This window comes from Paenisporosarcina sp. (genome assembly GCF_049671445.1).
Lineage (GTDB): Bacteria > Bacillota > Bacilli > Bacillales_A > Planococcaceae > Paenisporosarcina.
Map to the genome: position 1 here is coordinate 1 of NZ_JBATUX010000063.1, position 15,438 is coordinate 15,438.

The 15,438-nt window shown below is 39.7% G+C and carries 15 protein-coding genes; 5 read left to right on the top strand and 10 right to left on the bottom strand.

What is annotated here, in order from left to right; translation table 11 throughout:
- Positions 1 to 246: 246 nt before the first annotated feature.
- The 9 genes from WBG45_RS08120 to WBG45_RS08160 all read right to left on the bottom strand — a co-directional run bounded on the left by WBG45_RS08120 (position 247) and on the right by WBG45_RS08160 (position 9,025).
- Positions 247 to 1,215 (bottom strand): sugar phosphate isomerase/epimerase family protein, encoded by a 969-nt coding sequence (locus WBG45_RS08120; protein ID WP_424413589.1) that lies wholly within the window; start codon positions 1,213 to 1,215, stop codon positions 247 to 249.
- A gap of 13 nt (positions 1,216 to 1,228) precedes the next feature.
- A complete protein-coding gene (locus tag WBG45_RS08125) occupies positions 1,229 to 2,269 on the bottom strand; it encodes a Gfo/Idh/MocA family protein (protein ID WP_424413591.1) in 1,041 nt (346 codons plus the stop codon).
- A 9-nt stretch (positions 2,270 to 2,278) separates the two neighbouring features.
- On the bottom strand, positions 2,279 to 3,304 hold the full coding sequence (locus tag WBG45_RS08130; protein ID WP_424413592.1) for a Gfo/Idh/MocA family protein: 1,026 nt from the start codon (positions 3,302 to 3,304) through the stop codon (positions 2,279 to 2,281).
- A 6-nt stretch (positions 3,305 to 3,310) separates the two neighbouring features.
- Entirely contained in the window at positions 3,311 to 4,039 is a 729-nt protein-coding gene (locus WBG45_RS08135) for a ThuA domain-containing protein (protein WP_424413594.1), read from the bottom strand.
- Positions 4,040 to 4,052: 13 nt separating this feature from the next.
- On the bottom strand, positions 4,053 to 4,874 hold the full coding sequence (locus WBG45_RS08140) for a carbohydrate ABC transporter permease (RefSeq protein WP_424413596.1): 822 nt from the start codon (positions 4,872 to 4,874) through the stop codon (positions 4,053 to 4,055).
- Between the two features lie 12 nt (positions 4,875 to 4,886).
- Complete coding sequence (locus WBG45_RS08145; protein WP_424413598.1) at positions 4,887 to 6,203, bottom strand: carbohydrate ABC transporter permease; 1,317 nt, start codon at positions 6,201 to 6,203, stop codon at positions 4,887 to 4,889.
- Positions 6,204 to 6,308: 105 nt separating this feature from the next.
- Positions 6,309 to 7,604, bottom strand: coding sequence for an ABC transporter substrate-binding protein (locus WBG45_RS08150; protein WP_424413599.1), 1,296 nt, complete (start codon positions 7,602 to 7,604; stop codon positions 6,309 to 6,311).
- A gap of 21 nt (positions 7,605 to 7,625) precedes the next feature.
- Positions 7,626 to 8,612 carry a LacI family DNA-binding transcriptional regulator gene (locus tag WBG45_RS08155; RefSeq protein WP_424413601.1) on the bottom strand — a complete coding sequence of 329 codons (987 nt, stop codon included), beginning with the start codon at positions 8,610 to 8,612 and terminating at the stop codon, positions 7,626 to 7,628.
- Between the two features lie 275 nt (positions 8,613 to 8,887).
- Positions 8,888 to 9,025 (bottom strand): Lmo0850 family protein, encoded by a 138-nt coding sequence (locus tag WBG45_RS08160; protein WP_196810304.1) that lies wholly within the window; start codon positions 9,023 to 9,025, stop codon positions 8,888 to 8,890.
- A gap of 197 nt (positions 9,026 to 9,222) precedes the next feature.
- On the opposite strand from WBG45_RS08160, the gene WBG45_RS08165 reads away from it, so the two are divergent.
- The 5 genes from WBG45_RS08165 to WBG45_RS08185 all read left to right on the top strand — a co-directional run bounded on the left by WBG45_RS08165 (position 9,223) and on the right by WBG45_RS08185 (position 14,103).
- Positions 9,223 to 9,636, top strand: coding sequence for a CBS domain-containing protein (locus WBG45_RS08165; protein WP_424413604.1), 414 nt, complete (start codon positions 9,223 to 9,225; stop codon positions 9,634 to 9,636).
- Between the two features lie 105 nt (positions 9,637 to 9,741).
- Positions 9,742 to 10,080: a metal-sensitive transcriptional regulator gene (locus WBG45_RS08170; protein WP_424413605.1), complete on the top strand. Its 339-nt coding sequence runs from the start codon at positions 9,742 to 9,744 to the stop codon at positions 10,078 to 10,080.
- Between the two features lie 16 nt (positions 10,081 to 10,096).
- Positions 10,097 to 10,309 carry a copper chaperone CopZ gene (gene copZ / locus WBG45_RS08175; protein ID WP_424413607.1) on the top strand — a complete coding sequence of 71 codons (213 nt, stop codon included), beginning with the start codon at positions 10,097 to 10,099 and terminating at the stop codon, positions 10,307 to 10,309.
- A 72-nt stretch (positions 10,310 to 10,381) separates the two neighbouring features.
- Positions 10,382 to 12,793, top strand: a complete 2,412-nt coding sequence (locus tag WBG45_RS08180; RefSeq protein ID WP_424413609.1) for a heavy metal translocating P-type ATPase — start codon at positions 10,382 to 10,384, stop codon at positions 12,791 to 12,793.
- A 134-nt stretch (positions 12,794 to 12,927) separates the two neighbouring features.
- The gene (locus WBG45_RS08185; protein WP_424413611.1) at positions 12,928 to 14,103 is read left to right on the top strand and encodes an MFS transporter; all 1,176 of its coding nucleotides are present in this window, start codon (positions 12,928 to 12,930) and stop codon (positions 14,101 to 14,103) included.
- A gap of 607 nt (positions 14,104 to 14,710) precedes the next feature.
- Here WBG45_RS08185 and WBG45_RS08190 read toward each other — a convergent pair.
- On the bottom strand, positions 14,711 to 15,438 hold a 728-nt coding region (locus WBG45_RS08190; protein ID WP_424413613.1), incomplete at its 5' end, for an MFS transporter.

A 15,438-nucleotide genomic window follows, 5' to 3' on the forward strand; every position in this document is an offset into this window, starting at 1 on the left:
TGGAGTCTTCACTGTTTTGCTACATATCACTAAATCGAAAGCTATCTCATATACTTATTCACTAGAATGATTGTAGTAGAAGGCGGCGGGAAAACATGGTGCTCCTGCGGTTACTCGTCGCAAAACAGATTTCCGAATACGAAGGACTGAATCCTACCGTAAGATTGACCAATATAAGGAATGTGGGGAAGTGACAGCGTCACTTCCCCACATTTTACATCTCAGGTTAATAATCAACCGTAGCTATTACAACCACCACATATCAGCTGGTTGTTCTTTAATCACCACTGATTTCAAATTAGTCACTGCTCGTTGGAAACCTTCTTCGATGCTCATAATTGGGTCTTCGTGTTCAATGCTGACAACATAATCATAGCCATACGTACGAAGAGCACTAATGATGTCTGACCATTCTTGCACAGAATGTCCACACCCTACTGAACGGAAGTTCCATGCACGCGTGCGAATATTGCTGTAGGCTTGCATGTCAGTCAGACCATACATATTTACATTATCTTGGTCGATAAATGTATCTTTAGCATGGAAATGATGGATGGCATTTTCTTTCCCAAGAATTTTAATGGCCCCAACAGGATCAATACCTTGCCACCATAAGTGACTTGGGTCAAGGTTGGCACCAATGTATTCGTTCGTTGCTTCACGAAGTTTTAACATGGTATATGGTGTATGAACTGAGAAACCACCATGCAATTCAAGACCAATTTTAACGTTAGCTTGTTTCGCGATTTCGGCAATTTCTTTCCAGTATGGAATTAATTTTTTCTCCCATTGCCACGTTAAAATATCACCATATTCATTTGGCCACGGTGCCACAGGCCAGTTTGGATGTTTAGCATCTTCGTCTGCACCTGGAGTTCCAGAGAATGTATTAACAACTGGAACACCCATTAACTGAGCCAATTTAATACTTTTTCTTAACGCTTCATCGCTATCTTTAGCTAAAGTTGGATCTGGAGAAACTGGGTTTCCATGACAGCTAAATGCACTGATTGTTAATCCGCGAGAGACAACAGCATCCAAATATTGATTGCGTTTGCCTTCATCCTCTAACAGTTCATCTATTGGACAATGGTCAGTACCTGGATAGCCACCCGTTCCAATCTCAACTGCGTCTAAGCCTGATGCTTTTACATAATCAAGCATTTCTTCAAATGATTTTTGTGCAAATAATACTGTAAATACGCCTAATCTCATTACCATTTCCTCCTTACGTGAACGAAATTGATTTACCGGTTTCGCTACTCTTATAAATAGCTTCGATGACTTTGGAAACAATTAGCGCTTCTTGCGGCTTAACAAGTGGTACTTGAGTTCCTCTACAACTTTCAATAAAATTCATTGCTTGAGGAATGCCTGGATTATCTTCATCGGAAATCCAGTACGCTTTTTGATCTAATAACATACCGTACTTCGATTGATACATGACTAACGGGAACACATCAAGTCCACCGATTGTACCTGATATACTAACTGATTCTTTGTCATCTGCCAGATTAGCAGCCCATGAAGTTTCAAATAATAACGTGGCACCATCTTTGAATTTAATATAGGCTGTTGCATGGTCATCTACTTCGAAAGTGGAAGGTTCAAATACCCCCCATTGATTCACTACCTCTGGTTGTTTACTTAACTCGTTGTATGTAGAACCTGAGACTTCTGCAATTTCAGGGAAATCCATTAAATGAAGGGCTAAATCTAGGAAGTGACAGCCAAAATCGATTAAACTTCCGCCACCTTGAAGATCTTTATTCGTGAAAACGCCCCAGCCTGGCACTTTTCGTCGTCGAATGGCCTGTGCTCGAGATACAAGTGGACGTCCAATTTCGCCTTCATTAATAAATCGTTTAGCTGCACGCGCTTCTTTCATATGACGATAATGGTATGCAATCATTAACACTTTTCCAGCAGCCTCAGACGCCTCAATCATCGACTCGCATTCTTTTGTAGTCATCGCCATTGGCTTTTCGCATAACACGTGTTTGCCTGCATTGAAGGCTGCAATGGCAATTTCAGCGTGGAATTTATTTGGTGTGCAGATGGTAACAGCATCCACATGGTCAAAAATTTCTGTGTATTGTGACGTGTGAAAAGGAATGGAGAATTCACTTGCCACCGACTCTGCCCGCTCTTGATTCACATCACATACAGCAGTCAACTCGACATGATCGCTTAATGTCAAAAAGGAGGGAATATGCCGTGAAACAGCAATTCCTCCCACTCCTATAAATCCAATTCTTAGTTTTCCCATTTTTATCACCTATAGCTTTACAATTTGTTTCGATTCATTTGATTGTATGGCACCCAAAATAACTTGCAATGATTTCTTGCCTTCTTCGCCAGTAATAAGAGGCGAGTTACCCGTCAAGATTGATTCTACGAAGTGGTCAATGACACCAGAAGTGACTTGACCACCTTCATCGTTGGATTGTATTTGTCCAAGGTTAAGTTCTTCTTTCGTGCGGTCACTTTTATGGAATACAACTGAAAAAGTTTCGTCGTCTTCTAGACGTAAAACGCCGTTTTCAGCATATATAACGGTTGAATTATCTTCCGTTCCGTTATATGACCAGCTTGCAGCAAGCGTGCCTACGATGCCACTTTGTGTTTTTAAAATAAGTACGGCATTGTCGTCTACGTCAGCATTTTTCTTTGCGCTAGTTTCAACCATTGCAGCAACTTCAACGATTTCTTCGCCTAAAATATAGCGTATTAAATCGGTTTTGTGAACACCAAGGTCACCCATTGCCCCAATGAAGGCTTGATCCTTTTTAAAGAACCAGCTGTCTTTTCCTTCTGCACTCCATGTTTCAGGTCCTGGATGTCCAAAAGCAGTTCTGAAGCTGTATACTTTGCCGAGTTTACCTGACTCAATCCATTCTTTAGCTAGTTGATGAGATTTAACAAATCGTTGGTTATGTCCAATCATCAATGTTTTACCGCTTTTTTGAGCAGCTTCAATCATTTGATTTGCTTCTTCTTCGCTTGTAGCCATTGGCTTTTCGCATAGAACGTGTTTGCCCGCATTTAATGCAGCAATTGAAATTGGCGCGTGCAAGTAATTTGGAGTACACACACTTACTGCATCAAGGTCTTCTTTTAATAATTCATTGAAATCAGTGTACGTTTTTGCAACTCCAAAACTTGCTCCAACTTCTTCTACTCTAGATTGATTAATATCACATACCGCAACAATCTCAACATTATCATTTCCTGCATATTCAACTAAATGGCGATGTTTTGCAATGCTTCCTGTACCGATGACTCCGATTTTTAACTTTGCCATAATGCACTATTCCTCCTTGTAGCCTTCAAGCTTTTCTAGTGGTTTCGCATTTCCATAGACTGGGTAGTCTCTTGTTGTTGGCGTTGCCCATTTTACAGCATTGCCGATAACTTTTTGAATTTGTTTGTTGTAATAAGTAGGGTGCGTTTCGTGTCCTGGACGGAAGTAAAAAATCTTGCCGTTACCACGTTTGAACGTTGCTCCACTTCGGAACACTTCTCCACCTTGGAACCAGCTTAGGAAAACTAACTCGTCAGGTGCTGGGATATCAAAATGCTCGCCGTACATTTCTTCTTCTTCAAGCTCGATGTATTCACCAATTCCTTCAGCGATTGGATGACTTGGATCGACAACCCACAGACGTTCTTTCTCATTTGCTTCACGCCATTTTAAATCGCAACCAGTTCCCATTAATTTTTTGAAGATTTTAGAGAAATGAGCAGAATGCAGAACTATAAGTCCCATACCTTCCCATACGCGCTTTTGAACTTTCTCAACAATTTCGTCGCTTACTTCATCATGGGCAAGATGTCCCCACCAAAGAAGAACGTCTGTATTATTTAATACCTCATCTGTTAAACCATGTTGTGGCTCATCTAATGTAGCTGTTTTCACATCGAAGCCTTGCTCGCCTAGTGCAGAAGCTAAGACCTGATGGATTCCCTCAGGATAAATTTTTCGGACCTCTTCATGTTGTTGTTCATGACGATATTCATTCCATACTGTTACTTTCATTTATTACACTCCTTTATTCTTTGACTGAACCGGATGTTAAACCAGCGACTATTCTTCTTTGGAAAATCAACACAAGTATAACAATAGGGATTGTCACAATGACAGTGGCAGCTGAGATATCTCCCCAAGGAATCGTAAATTGACTTTGATAGAAGGAGATTCCAACTGGCACGGTGCGCCATGTATCCTCTGTGTTGATGGTTAATGCAAATAAATATTCATTCCACGCGGCAATAAATACAAGAATACCTGTCGTAAATACACCAGGTGCTGCAAGCGGGAATATCACTTTACGGAAAGTTTGAAAAGGTGTTGCTCCATCAAGTTTTGCTGATTCTTCAAGTTCCCACGGAATCTTTTGGAAGAATGTCGCAAGAATCCAGATGGCAAGTGGCAAACTGATGGTTATGTAAGGAATCACGAGTCCCATATAGCTGTTACGAAGACCCACTGCTGTAATAAAGTTGTAGATTGGGGAAATAATCGCGATTTGTGGGAACATGGATGCCGCTAAAATTACACCTAAAATCAGCCCTTTAAATCTAATCGGAAGTCGAGTCAGTGCATATGCTGCTATCGAAGCGAATCCAATTGCAATAATAGTGGTTAAGCTAGAGATGATAAAACTATTCATCATATAGCGTACTAAAGGACGATTCGTTAACGCATTTTCATAAGATTCAAGCGATGGATTCGATGTAAACCATTTAAAATTGTTAAAAATTTCACCCGGCGGTTTGATCGATGTGAGGAAGACCCAGATGAAAGGGAACATCACGAAAAATACAAACACGACTAGAAATATGTAAAACCAAATGCCTGGACGTTTATTCATCTTGATTCCCCCTTATCGACTCGATCGTCCTGCAAAAAGATCAGACCCGATGAATTTTATAAATAGTGTTGAAATAATCGCTACACAAGCAAACACGATGACCGACAGAACTGAACCTGCTCCAAAGTTTTGTTGTGAGAATAATGTAATGTAAGCATAAATTGAAATAGATTCCGTCGAGTTAGCTGGTCCCCCGCCAGTAAGAACGAAGATTAGATCAAACACTCGGAAGGCATCTAAAGTACGGAATAATAAAGCTACTAAAATAGCTGACTTCAACATTGGCAATGTAATTTTCCAGAACTGTTGCCATTTATTCGCTCCATCAACTTCAGCTGCTTCATACAAAGAACCCGAAATCGTTTGAAGTCCTGCAAGTAATAGAAGAGCCATATACGGAGTTGTTTTCCAAACATCTGCAAAGATAACTGAGAACATTCCACCTGTACCCGTTGACAATAGAACAGATGCATCTCGAATTAATCCAAACTGTTCAAAATAGTGTGCAACAATACCTGTTTGACCATCGTATAAGAAAGCCCACATCATGGCTGCAACAGCTGTTGGAATCGCCCAAGGAATAAGTACGGATGCCCGAACGATACCCCTGCCTTTAAATGTTCGATTTATAAGTAAGGCGATTAGTAATCCTAGAACAAGCTCTACCCCAACTGATGCTACTGTGAAGAAGAACGTGTTACCGAGTGCTTTCCACATACGTTCACTTTGTAGGTAACGTGAATAGTTACTCAAACCAATAAAGTTAGATTCAATAATCGCACGGTTAGACGAATTAATAGATCCTGCAACATTTGCAGTAGCCGTTTTAAAAGCTTCATCTTCTGAATTCTGAGAAAGCGTCGTTAGTTCTTCTTCAGCATTCGTTAAGAAATCTTTATAGTCGCTTGCAAAGTCTTTATCGATATTTGCATATTTTAATTCTCCATCTGAAATAGCAGTAAAAGAAGCAAGTTTACTTTCAACTTCTTTATATTGTTCACTCAGACCATCTTTCGCTAACATATCTTCATGATAAGCTTTAATCTCATTACTTATTTTTGTTGTAGCTTCTGCTGCTTCTGGGTTTGGCGCTTGACCTGCTAAGCCTTCAAGATCTCGGGATAAGTAAAAGAAATCGTTCGCATAACGCTCCAAATCAACATTGGATTTTACAAACCTTTCTGAGCGAGAAGGATCATTCAAACGATAGTCGAACAAACTGTTATAAAAAGATTGAGCAACCGGCCATAACGTAATCATAATAACGAGTATTAGAGCAGGTGCGACCATTAAATAACCAAGTTGTTTTTCACTCAACTCAAACTTCATCTGTGTCACCCTCTTATTAAATAATATAAGGGAAGGCGAGCGTTCCACCTCCCCTTATTATTCGGACTCAATTGTTACTAATTAACCATCTGAAAGCTTTCTCTATTACTCTGCCATCGCTGCAACGATTTTATCTTGCATGTTCTTCGCAGCTTCTTCAGGAGTGATATCTTTTGCAAGTGCTTTTGAAAGCTCAACTTGCATGATGTTTGAGATTAATGGATAAATTGGTGATACTGGTCTTGGTACAGCATTTTGAAGTGTAGCTACGAACTCTTCGTTTGAGAATAGTACTGCTGCTTCTTTTACTTCTTCGTCATCATAAAGTGCTTCGATTGTTGGTGCACGTCCGCCATCAACAGCACTAATTTTTTGACCTTCAGGGCCAGACATGAATTTCACGAATTCCCAAGCAGCTTCTTGGTTTTCGCTGTAACGATTAATCATGCTCATCCAACCACCAAGTGTAGCAGCATTCGTGCCATCACCAGAAGGAAGAACAGCAAAACCTACATTTCCTGCAACTTTAGAAGCTTCTTTATCTTCAGAAGTAGACTGCATGTATGGCCAGTTACGTGCGAATACTGATTGACCACCAACCCATGCATTATTTGTTTCAGTCTCTTGGAAACTTAAGATATTACTAGGTACGAAATCAGAGTTAACGAATTCAACCATTTTCGTAATACCTGCCACAGTTTCAGGAGTATTTACCACAACTTCATTGTTTTCATCTACAACTTGCCCACCGTATGCAGCGATAAATTCAACCGCATTACACACCAATCCTTCATATTGGTTTGCTTGCATTAGGTAACCAAACTCAGTACCTTCTTTACCTTTTAACTCGCTTGCCATATCGAAAAGCTCATCCCATGTTTTAGGTGGAGTTTCAACGATATCTTTTCTATAGAAAAGAAGTCCAGCATCTGTGTATTTAGGCATTGCGTATTGACGACCATTGAAGTTACCAGATTGAACCGTACCAGGGAAATAATCATCCATGTTGATACCGTCTGCTTCAATAAAGCGATCTAGTTCAAGCGCGTATTGAGCTTGTGCAAATTCAGCAGGCCAGATAACATCAGCATCGAAAACATCTATTTCAGCACTTTTACTACTGAAAGTTGTTACGTATTGATCGTGAGATGCGCCAGTATCTGCAGGCATCTCTTGTCGTTTAACCGTAATATTTGGATTTTTCTCTTCAAATGCTGCAATTAGTTTATCCGTTGCGCCAGTGACATCCACACCACTTGCATAGACGATTTCTACTTTCTTGTCAGATGTGTCACCATCTTTTGTATCCGTTGTTTCCTTTTCCGATCCGTTACACGCTGCTAAGAGCATACTCATCGAAAGAATCGTAGCACCTGCCACTTTTTTGTTCCAAAGTTTCATTAATAAAGCCCCCTAAGTGTTTTATGTTGATTGACGTTCGATTAATTGAATAGGTAATAATATGTCCTGTGCATCATTTACTCTCGTTTTGTTAATGATTTCTATCATCACATCCATTGTTTGATAGCCAATGTCTGTGGTGAATTGATTGATTGTCGTGATTTGTGGATCGAGTAGTTCTGCAATGGGCTGGTCATCAAAACCTACGACGGCGAGATCATTTGGCACATGCCATGAATGTTTTTTAGCTTCATGGATGATGCCGGCAGCTACTTCGTCACTTCCGCTGAATACAGCAGTCGGTGGGTTAGCAAGTAGTTGAATTCTCCTGAAAATGTTTCGTCCGTCTTCAATCGTGAAAACATCTCGAAACATCCATTCGTTTACTTGTTCAATCCCTGCTTCTTCAATTGCTTTTAAATAACCTTTACGTCGATTAACAGACACGCTACTGTCATTTCCTTGACAGTACGCAATTTTAAGATGTCCTTTTTCAAGTAAGTGCTTTGTCCCAATGTAACCGCCTTCAATTTGGTCTAGTCTGACTCTGGTGACTTTAGCATCAGGATCATATTCATTGCAGTAAATGATTGGACCGTACTTTGTAAAAGGCTCAATCACTGACCAATGATTTTCAACTGAAGCCATTATGATGCCATCTACTTGCTTAGATATGAGAAGCTTAAAAAACTCAAGCTCCTTTGCCTTATCAATTCTTGTGTTGCAAAGAATTAACTGAAAACCATATGTGGCAGCCCTTTTTTCCATTGCATCAACCAAATGACTAAAGAAAGGATTGGCAATGCGGGAAACAAGAACAGCGATTTTCTTTGTTTTAACATTTCGCATTTGTTGAGCAGAAGAATTAGGAACATATCCAAGTTCTTCCATAGCTTTTTTCACGGCAATCTTCTTATCTCCACTAACATACGGATGGTTGTTTATCACTCTTGATACAGTAGCCTGTGACAAACCAGCCTTCAAGGCAACATCTTTTATCGTATACAAGCGCTCACCCTCCTATAGGAACACCTCCAAATAAACGTGTATGAAATCGTTTTCATAAATAGAGCATATTACAAAACTTTAACAATTACAACGGGAGATTTGAAAATTCTAATTATTTATTTTTTAATGATTCTTAGGGACTAATTATCTCGGAATTACTTACCGACTATTGTATCTACCGAATTCTAATCATGCAGGTTTTCGCATCTAAAATATCTACAAAAAAACACCTACTCAATGGTAGGTGTTTCGAATGTATGATCTATGTTGTTGAGTCAACCTTGTGATTGTGGATTTTGAGCAGGTGATGCCAATGCTTTTAACATTTCGAGACGAGATTTTGTCAGAGTAACTGTCACACCTAACTTAGACAAGTTCGAAACGATTTTTCTCAAATCAACTTCTTTCGTCATACAATCCACCTCTATCTTTCCTCTAGTTTATAGGAACGCATTTCTTCACTAAAAGTTTCAAGCAAATCGTTTAAAAAATTTGACTTTTTATCTTATATACATACTATACCACGTTTATCCACTTTTAATTCTTTCAATTTTGTTACATATTTTAATCATTTGTAAATCATACTAAGCAATATTAAAGGAGGAGTTTTATGAAAATTAAAGACATTATGTCACGTGATATCGTGACATGTACCCCAACTGATTTAATTTCAGAGATTGCTCAAAGCATGCGTGCCTTGGATATTGGGTGTATGCCAGTCGTTGAAGGAACTCGTGTCATTGGTATGATTACTGATCGGGATATCGTAACGAGATCGGTAGCTAAAAATGGGCAACGCCTCGTTAAAGACGTTATGTCCGAAGAAGTTATATCTGTCGGTCCGGAATCTACTTCATTAGAAGCGGCAGAAATTATGGCTCAACACCGCATACGCCGTTTGCCGGTCATTAAAAATGATGCCCTTATTGGTTTTGTTGCACTAGCTGATTTATCAGTTCCAAGTGAAACGGCTCACGAAGCTTCACAAGCACTGCATGAAATTTCAGAACCAAGACATCTGTGATGAACTCCCCAAACTTTTTTCAAGGTTTGGGGTTTTCTGATTGTCTTCTCTTTACATACCCCCTGAAGGTACTTTATACTATAGAAAATCTGGAGGTGCTAATTCATGACCATATTTGCATCAAACGTTTCACCAAATGAAGAATCTCTGAATCCTACGACTTGTCGAAAAAGTCATCATCCAGATTCCGTAAAAAAAGATTTGACTACACGTTTAAATCGAATTGAAGGTCAAATTCGAGGCATTAAAGGCATGGTAGATAAAGACGTATATTGTGATGATATTATTACCCAATTATCAGCAACTCAATCAGCATTAAACAGTGTGGCCAAAGTTCTTCTCGACGGACATTTAAAAGGCTGTGTAAAAGAACGATTAGCCGCAGGTGAACATGAAGTATTAGACGAATTACTAACGACCGTCCAAAAATTAATGCGTAAATAAAAAGGAGGAAATTATAATGGTAGATCGCGTTACGTTAAAAGTAGAAGGCATGTCTTGTGGACATTGCGTTAAATCAATCGAGAATAGTGTTTCAGCAATTTCAGGTGTTGATAAAGTTGAAGTTCAATTAGATTCTGGAATAGTGAATGTAGAATTTAATAAAGATGTTGTAGTTGTTGAACAAATTACAAACACAATTGAAGAACAAGGATATACAATCGGGAATTAAAAGACTGCGTATTCGCAGTCTTTTTTTTCAATTAAACATACCCCGTTAAGGTATGTGAAAGGAGTGAGCCTTATGACTGAAACTCAAAAGGAATATTCAATAACTGGCATGACTTGTGCCGCTTGCGCTAATCGTATTGAAAAAGGTCTTCAGAAAATGGAAGGTGTTTCTTCTGCGACCGTTAACTATGCCAATGAAAAAGCGCAAGTTCGATACGACGAAAAAACCATACAGCCGAAACAGCTAGAAGATAAAGTACGATCACTTGGTTATGACGTTCTTAATGAAGAAGTTGATTTAAGAATTCAAGGCATGACTTGCGCCGCTTGCTCGACTCGAATTGAAAAAGGATTAAATCGTTTAAGTGGCATCAACCAAGCAACAATTAATTTAGCACTAGAAACCGGTAAAGTTTCTTATAATCCGAATCATACGACGCCACATGCTATTGTGAAAAAAATTCAAGACTTGGGCTATGATGCAACATTTAAAGATGATGCAAAAGCTGAAGCAATCGATTATAAAAAAGCTGATATTGAAAAGAAAACTCGCTTGTTTTGGATTTCAGCGATTCTGTCTCTTCCACTTATCTGGGCGATGGTCGGACATTTCACGTTTACATCAAATATTTATATTCCGGAGATTTTAATGAATCCATTTGTTCAGTGGGCACTTGCAACACCTGTACAATTCTGGATTGGGTGGATGTTTTATAAAGGAGCTTATTATGCGCTTCGTAATAAGAGTGCCAACATGGACGTTTTGGTTGCACTCGGCACATCCGCAGCCTACTTTTACAGTGTTTATTTAGTATTAGAGAGTTTGCAACACGGGGAAAGCCATATGCTCGGTTTGTACTTCGAAACAAGTGCCGTGCTAATCACATTGATTTTACTAGGAAAAGTATTTGAGGCACGTGCTAAAGGACACTCGTCAGATGCCATTAAAAAATTGATGAATCTTCAACCTGCTATCGCTCTTGTCGAACGTGATGGTCAGACTCTTGAGATTGCAGCTGAATTGGTTCAGAAAGGCGACATCTTAGTCATTAAACCAGGTTCTTCCATCCCGGTTGATGGAGTCGTTCTTTCGGGTTCATCGGCAGTCGATGAATCGATGTTAACTGGTGAAAGTCTGCCGATTGAAAAAGGACCTGACCATGAAGTGTTCGCTGCAACAATTAATACGAATGGCTCATTACGTATTACGGCCACTAAGATTGGTAAAGAAACCGTCCTCTCTTCTATCATTCGTGTAGTTGAAGAAGCTCAAGGTTCAAAAGCTCCAATACAAAGACTGGCCGATCGTATTTCAGGTATTTTTGTACCTATTGTTGTAGGTCTTGCTTTGATTACGTTTTTAGTGTGGTATTTTATTGTGGATATTGGAAACTTCGCAGCTGCTTTAGAAAGTACAATTGCGGTTCTCGTCATTGCTTGTCCATGTGCCCTTGGGCTCGCTACACCTACATCAATAATGGCTGGATCAGGGCGTTCAGCCGAGCTTGGCATTTTATTTAAAACGGCTGAATCAATGGAAATTACAAAATCGATAGATACTGTTGTATTAGATAAAACTGGAACCATTACAAAAGGCAAACCTTCTGTCACTGATTTTATTGCTCATAAAGAACAGGACCGTGAAGATTTGATTCTTTTAGCAGCCTCCGCCGAGAATAACTCTGAACATCCAGTGGCGCATGCGATTACTGCTTTTGGTAAAGATAATAATCTTGTACTTCAAGACAGTTCTTCTTTTGAAGCTATTCCTGGCCATGGTATTTCGAGTACTGTTGACTCGAAAGACGTAATCATGGGGACCCGTAAGTTGCTTTTTGACCGGAATATCAAATTAGACAGTGTACTGGATGTTGCTGATGCGTTTGAAAAAGACGGAAAAACGGTCATGTTTATGGCAGTAAATCAAGTTCACGTAGCAACTATTGCGATTGCCGATCAAGTAAAAGACTCTTCAAAAGAAGCGATCTCCAAGTTACATCAAATGGGCATTCATGTTGTTATGTTAACTGGTGATCAAGAAGCTACAGCACAAGCAATTGCACGACAAGTCGGAATTGACAACGTTGTTGCGGGTGTATTGCCAACGAAGAAAGCTGATGTAATTACTGCATTGCAGAGTGAAGGACGTAAAGTTGCTATGGTAGGTGACGGAATCAATGACGCCCCTGCTCTGGTCGTCGCCGATATCGGAATCGCTATGGGTACTGGAACCGCTGTAGCAATGGAAGCTGCGGATGTTACATTAATGCAAGGAGATTTATTACGTATACCTGACACAATAAAAATGAGTCGGTTGACAGTTCGCAACATCAAACAAAACTTATTTTGGGCTTTAGCTTACAACTCGATTGGAATTCCGATCGCCGCTGCAGGACTATTAGCCCCATGGGTAGCAGGCGCAGCAATGGCATTTAGTTCCGTGTCTGTTGTTTTGAATGCTCTACGCTTACAACGAGTTAAATAAAATACACTTGAAACACACTCTTTAGGTCATTTCCTATAGAGTGTGTTTCTTTTTTCTTACTTGTTGTTGTTTGAATAGTTATTTCCGAGTAAAATGAACCATATGTATCGGTTAAGAAAGCGGGTTCTTACAGAATGAAGAAAGCCATTTTGTTATTAATGTCTGTGCAATTCTTTGTATATCTGGGTTTCGGAATCATTATTCCGATTTTGCCAGAAGTCATTTTAGATCAGGGATATAGTGAGATTCACGTAGGTGGATTATTGACGATTTATGCACTTGCTTCCTTCTTTACAGCTCCACTATGGGGTGCATTATCAGATCGTACAGGTAGAAAAAAGCTGATTCTCATAGGTTTAATAGGATTCAGTATGAGTTTTATTATTTTTGCCGGTTTTATTGAGGTTCTTCCTATGTTATATGTTTCGAGAATCGTCGGAGGTATTTTCTCTGGCGCATTGTATACAGCTGTCACAGGTTTCGTTGCTGATATGACAACTGAAGAGGAACGCAATAAGTACATGGGCTTGCTTGGTATGTCGATCGGACTCGGATTTATTTTTGGTCCCGCAATTGGCGGCATTCTTGGAGGCATAAATTTGCAGCTTCCGTTTATCGCTTCAGCTTTACTGACACTTCTCTTAGTGGTATACGCTACTATTATTTTGAAAGAGCCTGAAGCTAGAAAAGAGGCCCGAAAACGTGCATTATTGCCAAAAGGCGCGACAACACTATGGCAGTACCGCATTCGCTATTTGTTCATGTTTTCATTTATGGTAACTTTTTTACTTGCTGGCTTAGAGGCTACATTCCAACTATTCCAAATCAATAAAATCTCTATCACTCCCCTTCAACTTGGTTACTTGTTTATGGCAAGTGGGCTCGTTGATGCGGTTATCCAAGGCGGAGTTGTTCGTCGAGTAAAGAATGGTCAAGAAACAAAATGGATTATGGCAGCACAAGTTGTAACCGCGATTGGTCTAGTGTTATTGCTATTTACAGGAAGCTTACTATGGGCAGGATTCGCACTTAGCGTATTTACGGCCGGTAACGCACTTGCTCGAACAGTGCTGGTTTCATTAACAACGAAAGAATCTGGTGGAATGTTCGGCACTGCAGCCGGAATGACGTATTCAATGGACAATATGGGACGGATCATTGGTCCTCTACTGTTTACTTGGATTTTCACCGTTCAACCGGACAACGTCTATGTTCTTTCTTCGATCGTTGCTCTCGCTTCAATTAGTTTGATTGTATTGTTCCGTAAATCTACTCAATCATTAAAAACTGAAAATCCAGCTCCCTCATAATGTGAGGAGCTGGATTTTTTTCTTATGACTCGGTTAAATTAAATGGTTGATTTCCGTACATTGCGTTGGTCTGACGTTTCTCAATCTTACGGTTACTTGACACAAATGAGCTCTTTTATTTTTATGGCACTGCTAAACTATACTGTTGATTTCCGTTACAGGCGGACGCTTTCCGCGGGCGGTCCGTGAGCCTCCTCGTCGCAAGCGACTGCGGGGTCTCACCTGGACACGCTTTTCCCGCTGGAGTCGCCACCCTTCACTCCAATCAAATGATCGAAAATCTCTGTACATTGCATTGCATAGGTAATAAGGGAATCGGTTCAAAAAGAAAACATGTGCTCCTGCATCGCGTCGCTAGCTTTGTCGCAAAGATTAAAGGCAATTTACAATTTGCCCTTCCTGCGGAATAACGGGCTGGCAAGACCCCACAGCGAGGCACGAGTGAGGAGGCTTGCCTGTTCGTCCGCGGAAAGGGAGACGATTCCCTTTAATTTATATAAAGCTAAGTAAAACCATATTTTTGTTCGTGCATTTGCCAAATGTACTCTCGATTGTATTTACATTGTGTTTATCAACTAACATTAGAAATGACAGATCCGTGCTTTTTTTATGATGGCACTACTTTAACTGGCTCTTTTACAATTTCTTTGTCCTCAAGCTCTGGATGTGCTTGTTTCATAATGGTTGGACGAAGCATGTAGATGACAGCTATTAATAAAACAATACTAGAACCTAATAGGACATATTGAGCTTGAACGACATCATACAGGAATCCGAAAAGCACCATAGCTAGAGGCATTAATGACATTGACATGGTTTCAAGTAGTCCAAATACGCGACCTCGATATTCTTCATCAATGCGTTTTTGCATCATTACACCGATTGGCGTGTTAACGAAAATTATGCTCACACCAAATGTAAACATAAGTACGATATAAAAAATCACAACTGACGTGTATGGTAACTGGATAAGTAATGGAAAAGTGGCTAAACCCATTAATGCTCCCATAGTTAAAATACCTCTTTTCACAACAACTAGAGGAAACTTAACTTCCTTCCGTGTAGCTAAAAAAATGGAAGTAACGAGCATACCAACGGCAAGTGATCCTTCTGTTATGCCAAAATGGGTGGATTGCACTTTCAACCCATCTACAAGAATAAAGGCATAGCCCACAGTAAATGCTCCGAAGAAAAAGTTGATAACAAGAGCTACCCATACGATAACGATCAAAATGCGATGTTGTTTTACATAGGTAATGCCCGCTTTCATATTTTGAAGCATTGTTTCTTTCTTTTCTGTTACTTCTTCGGTTATTCTTGTCGAAAATAATTTAA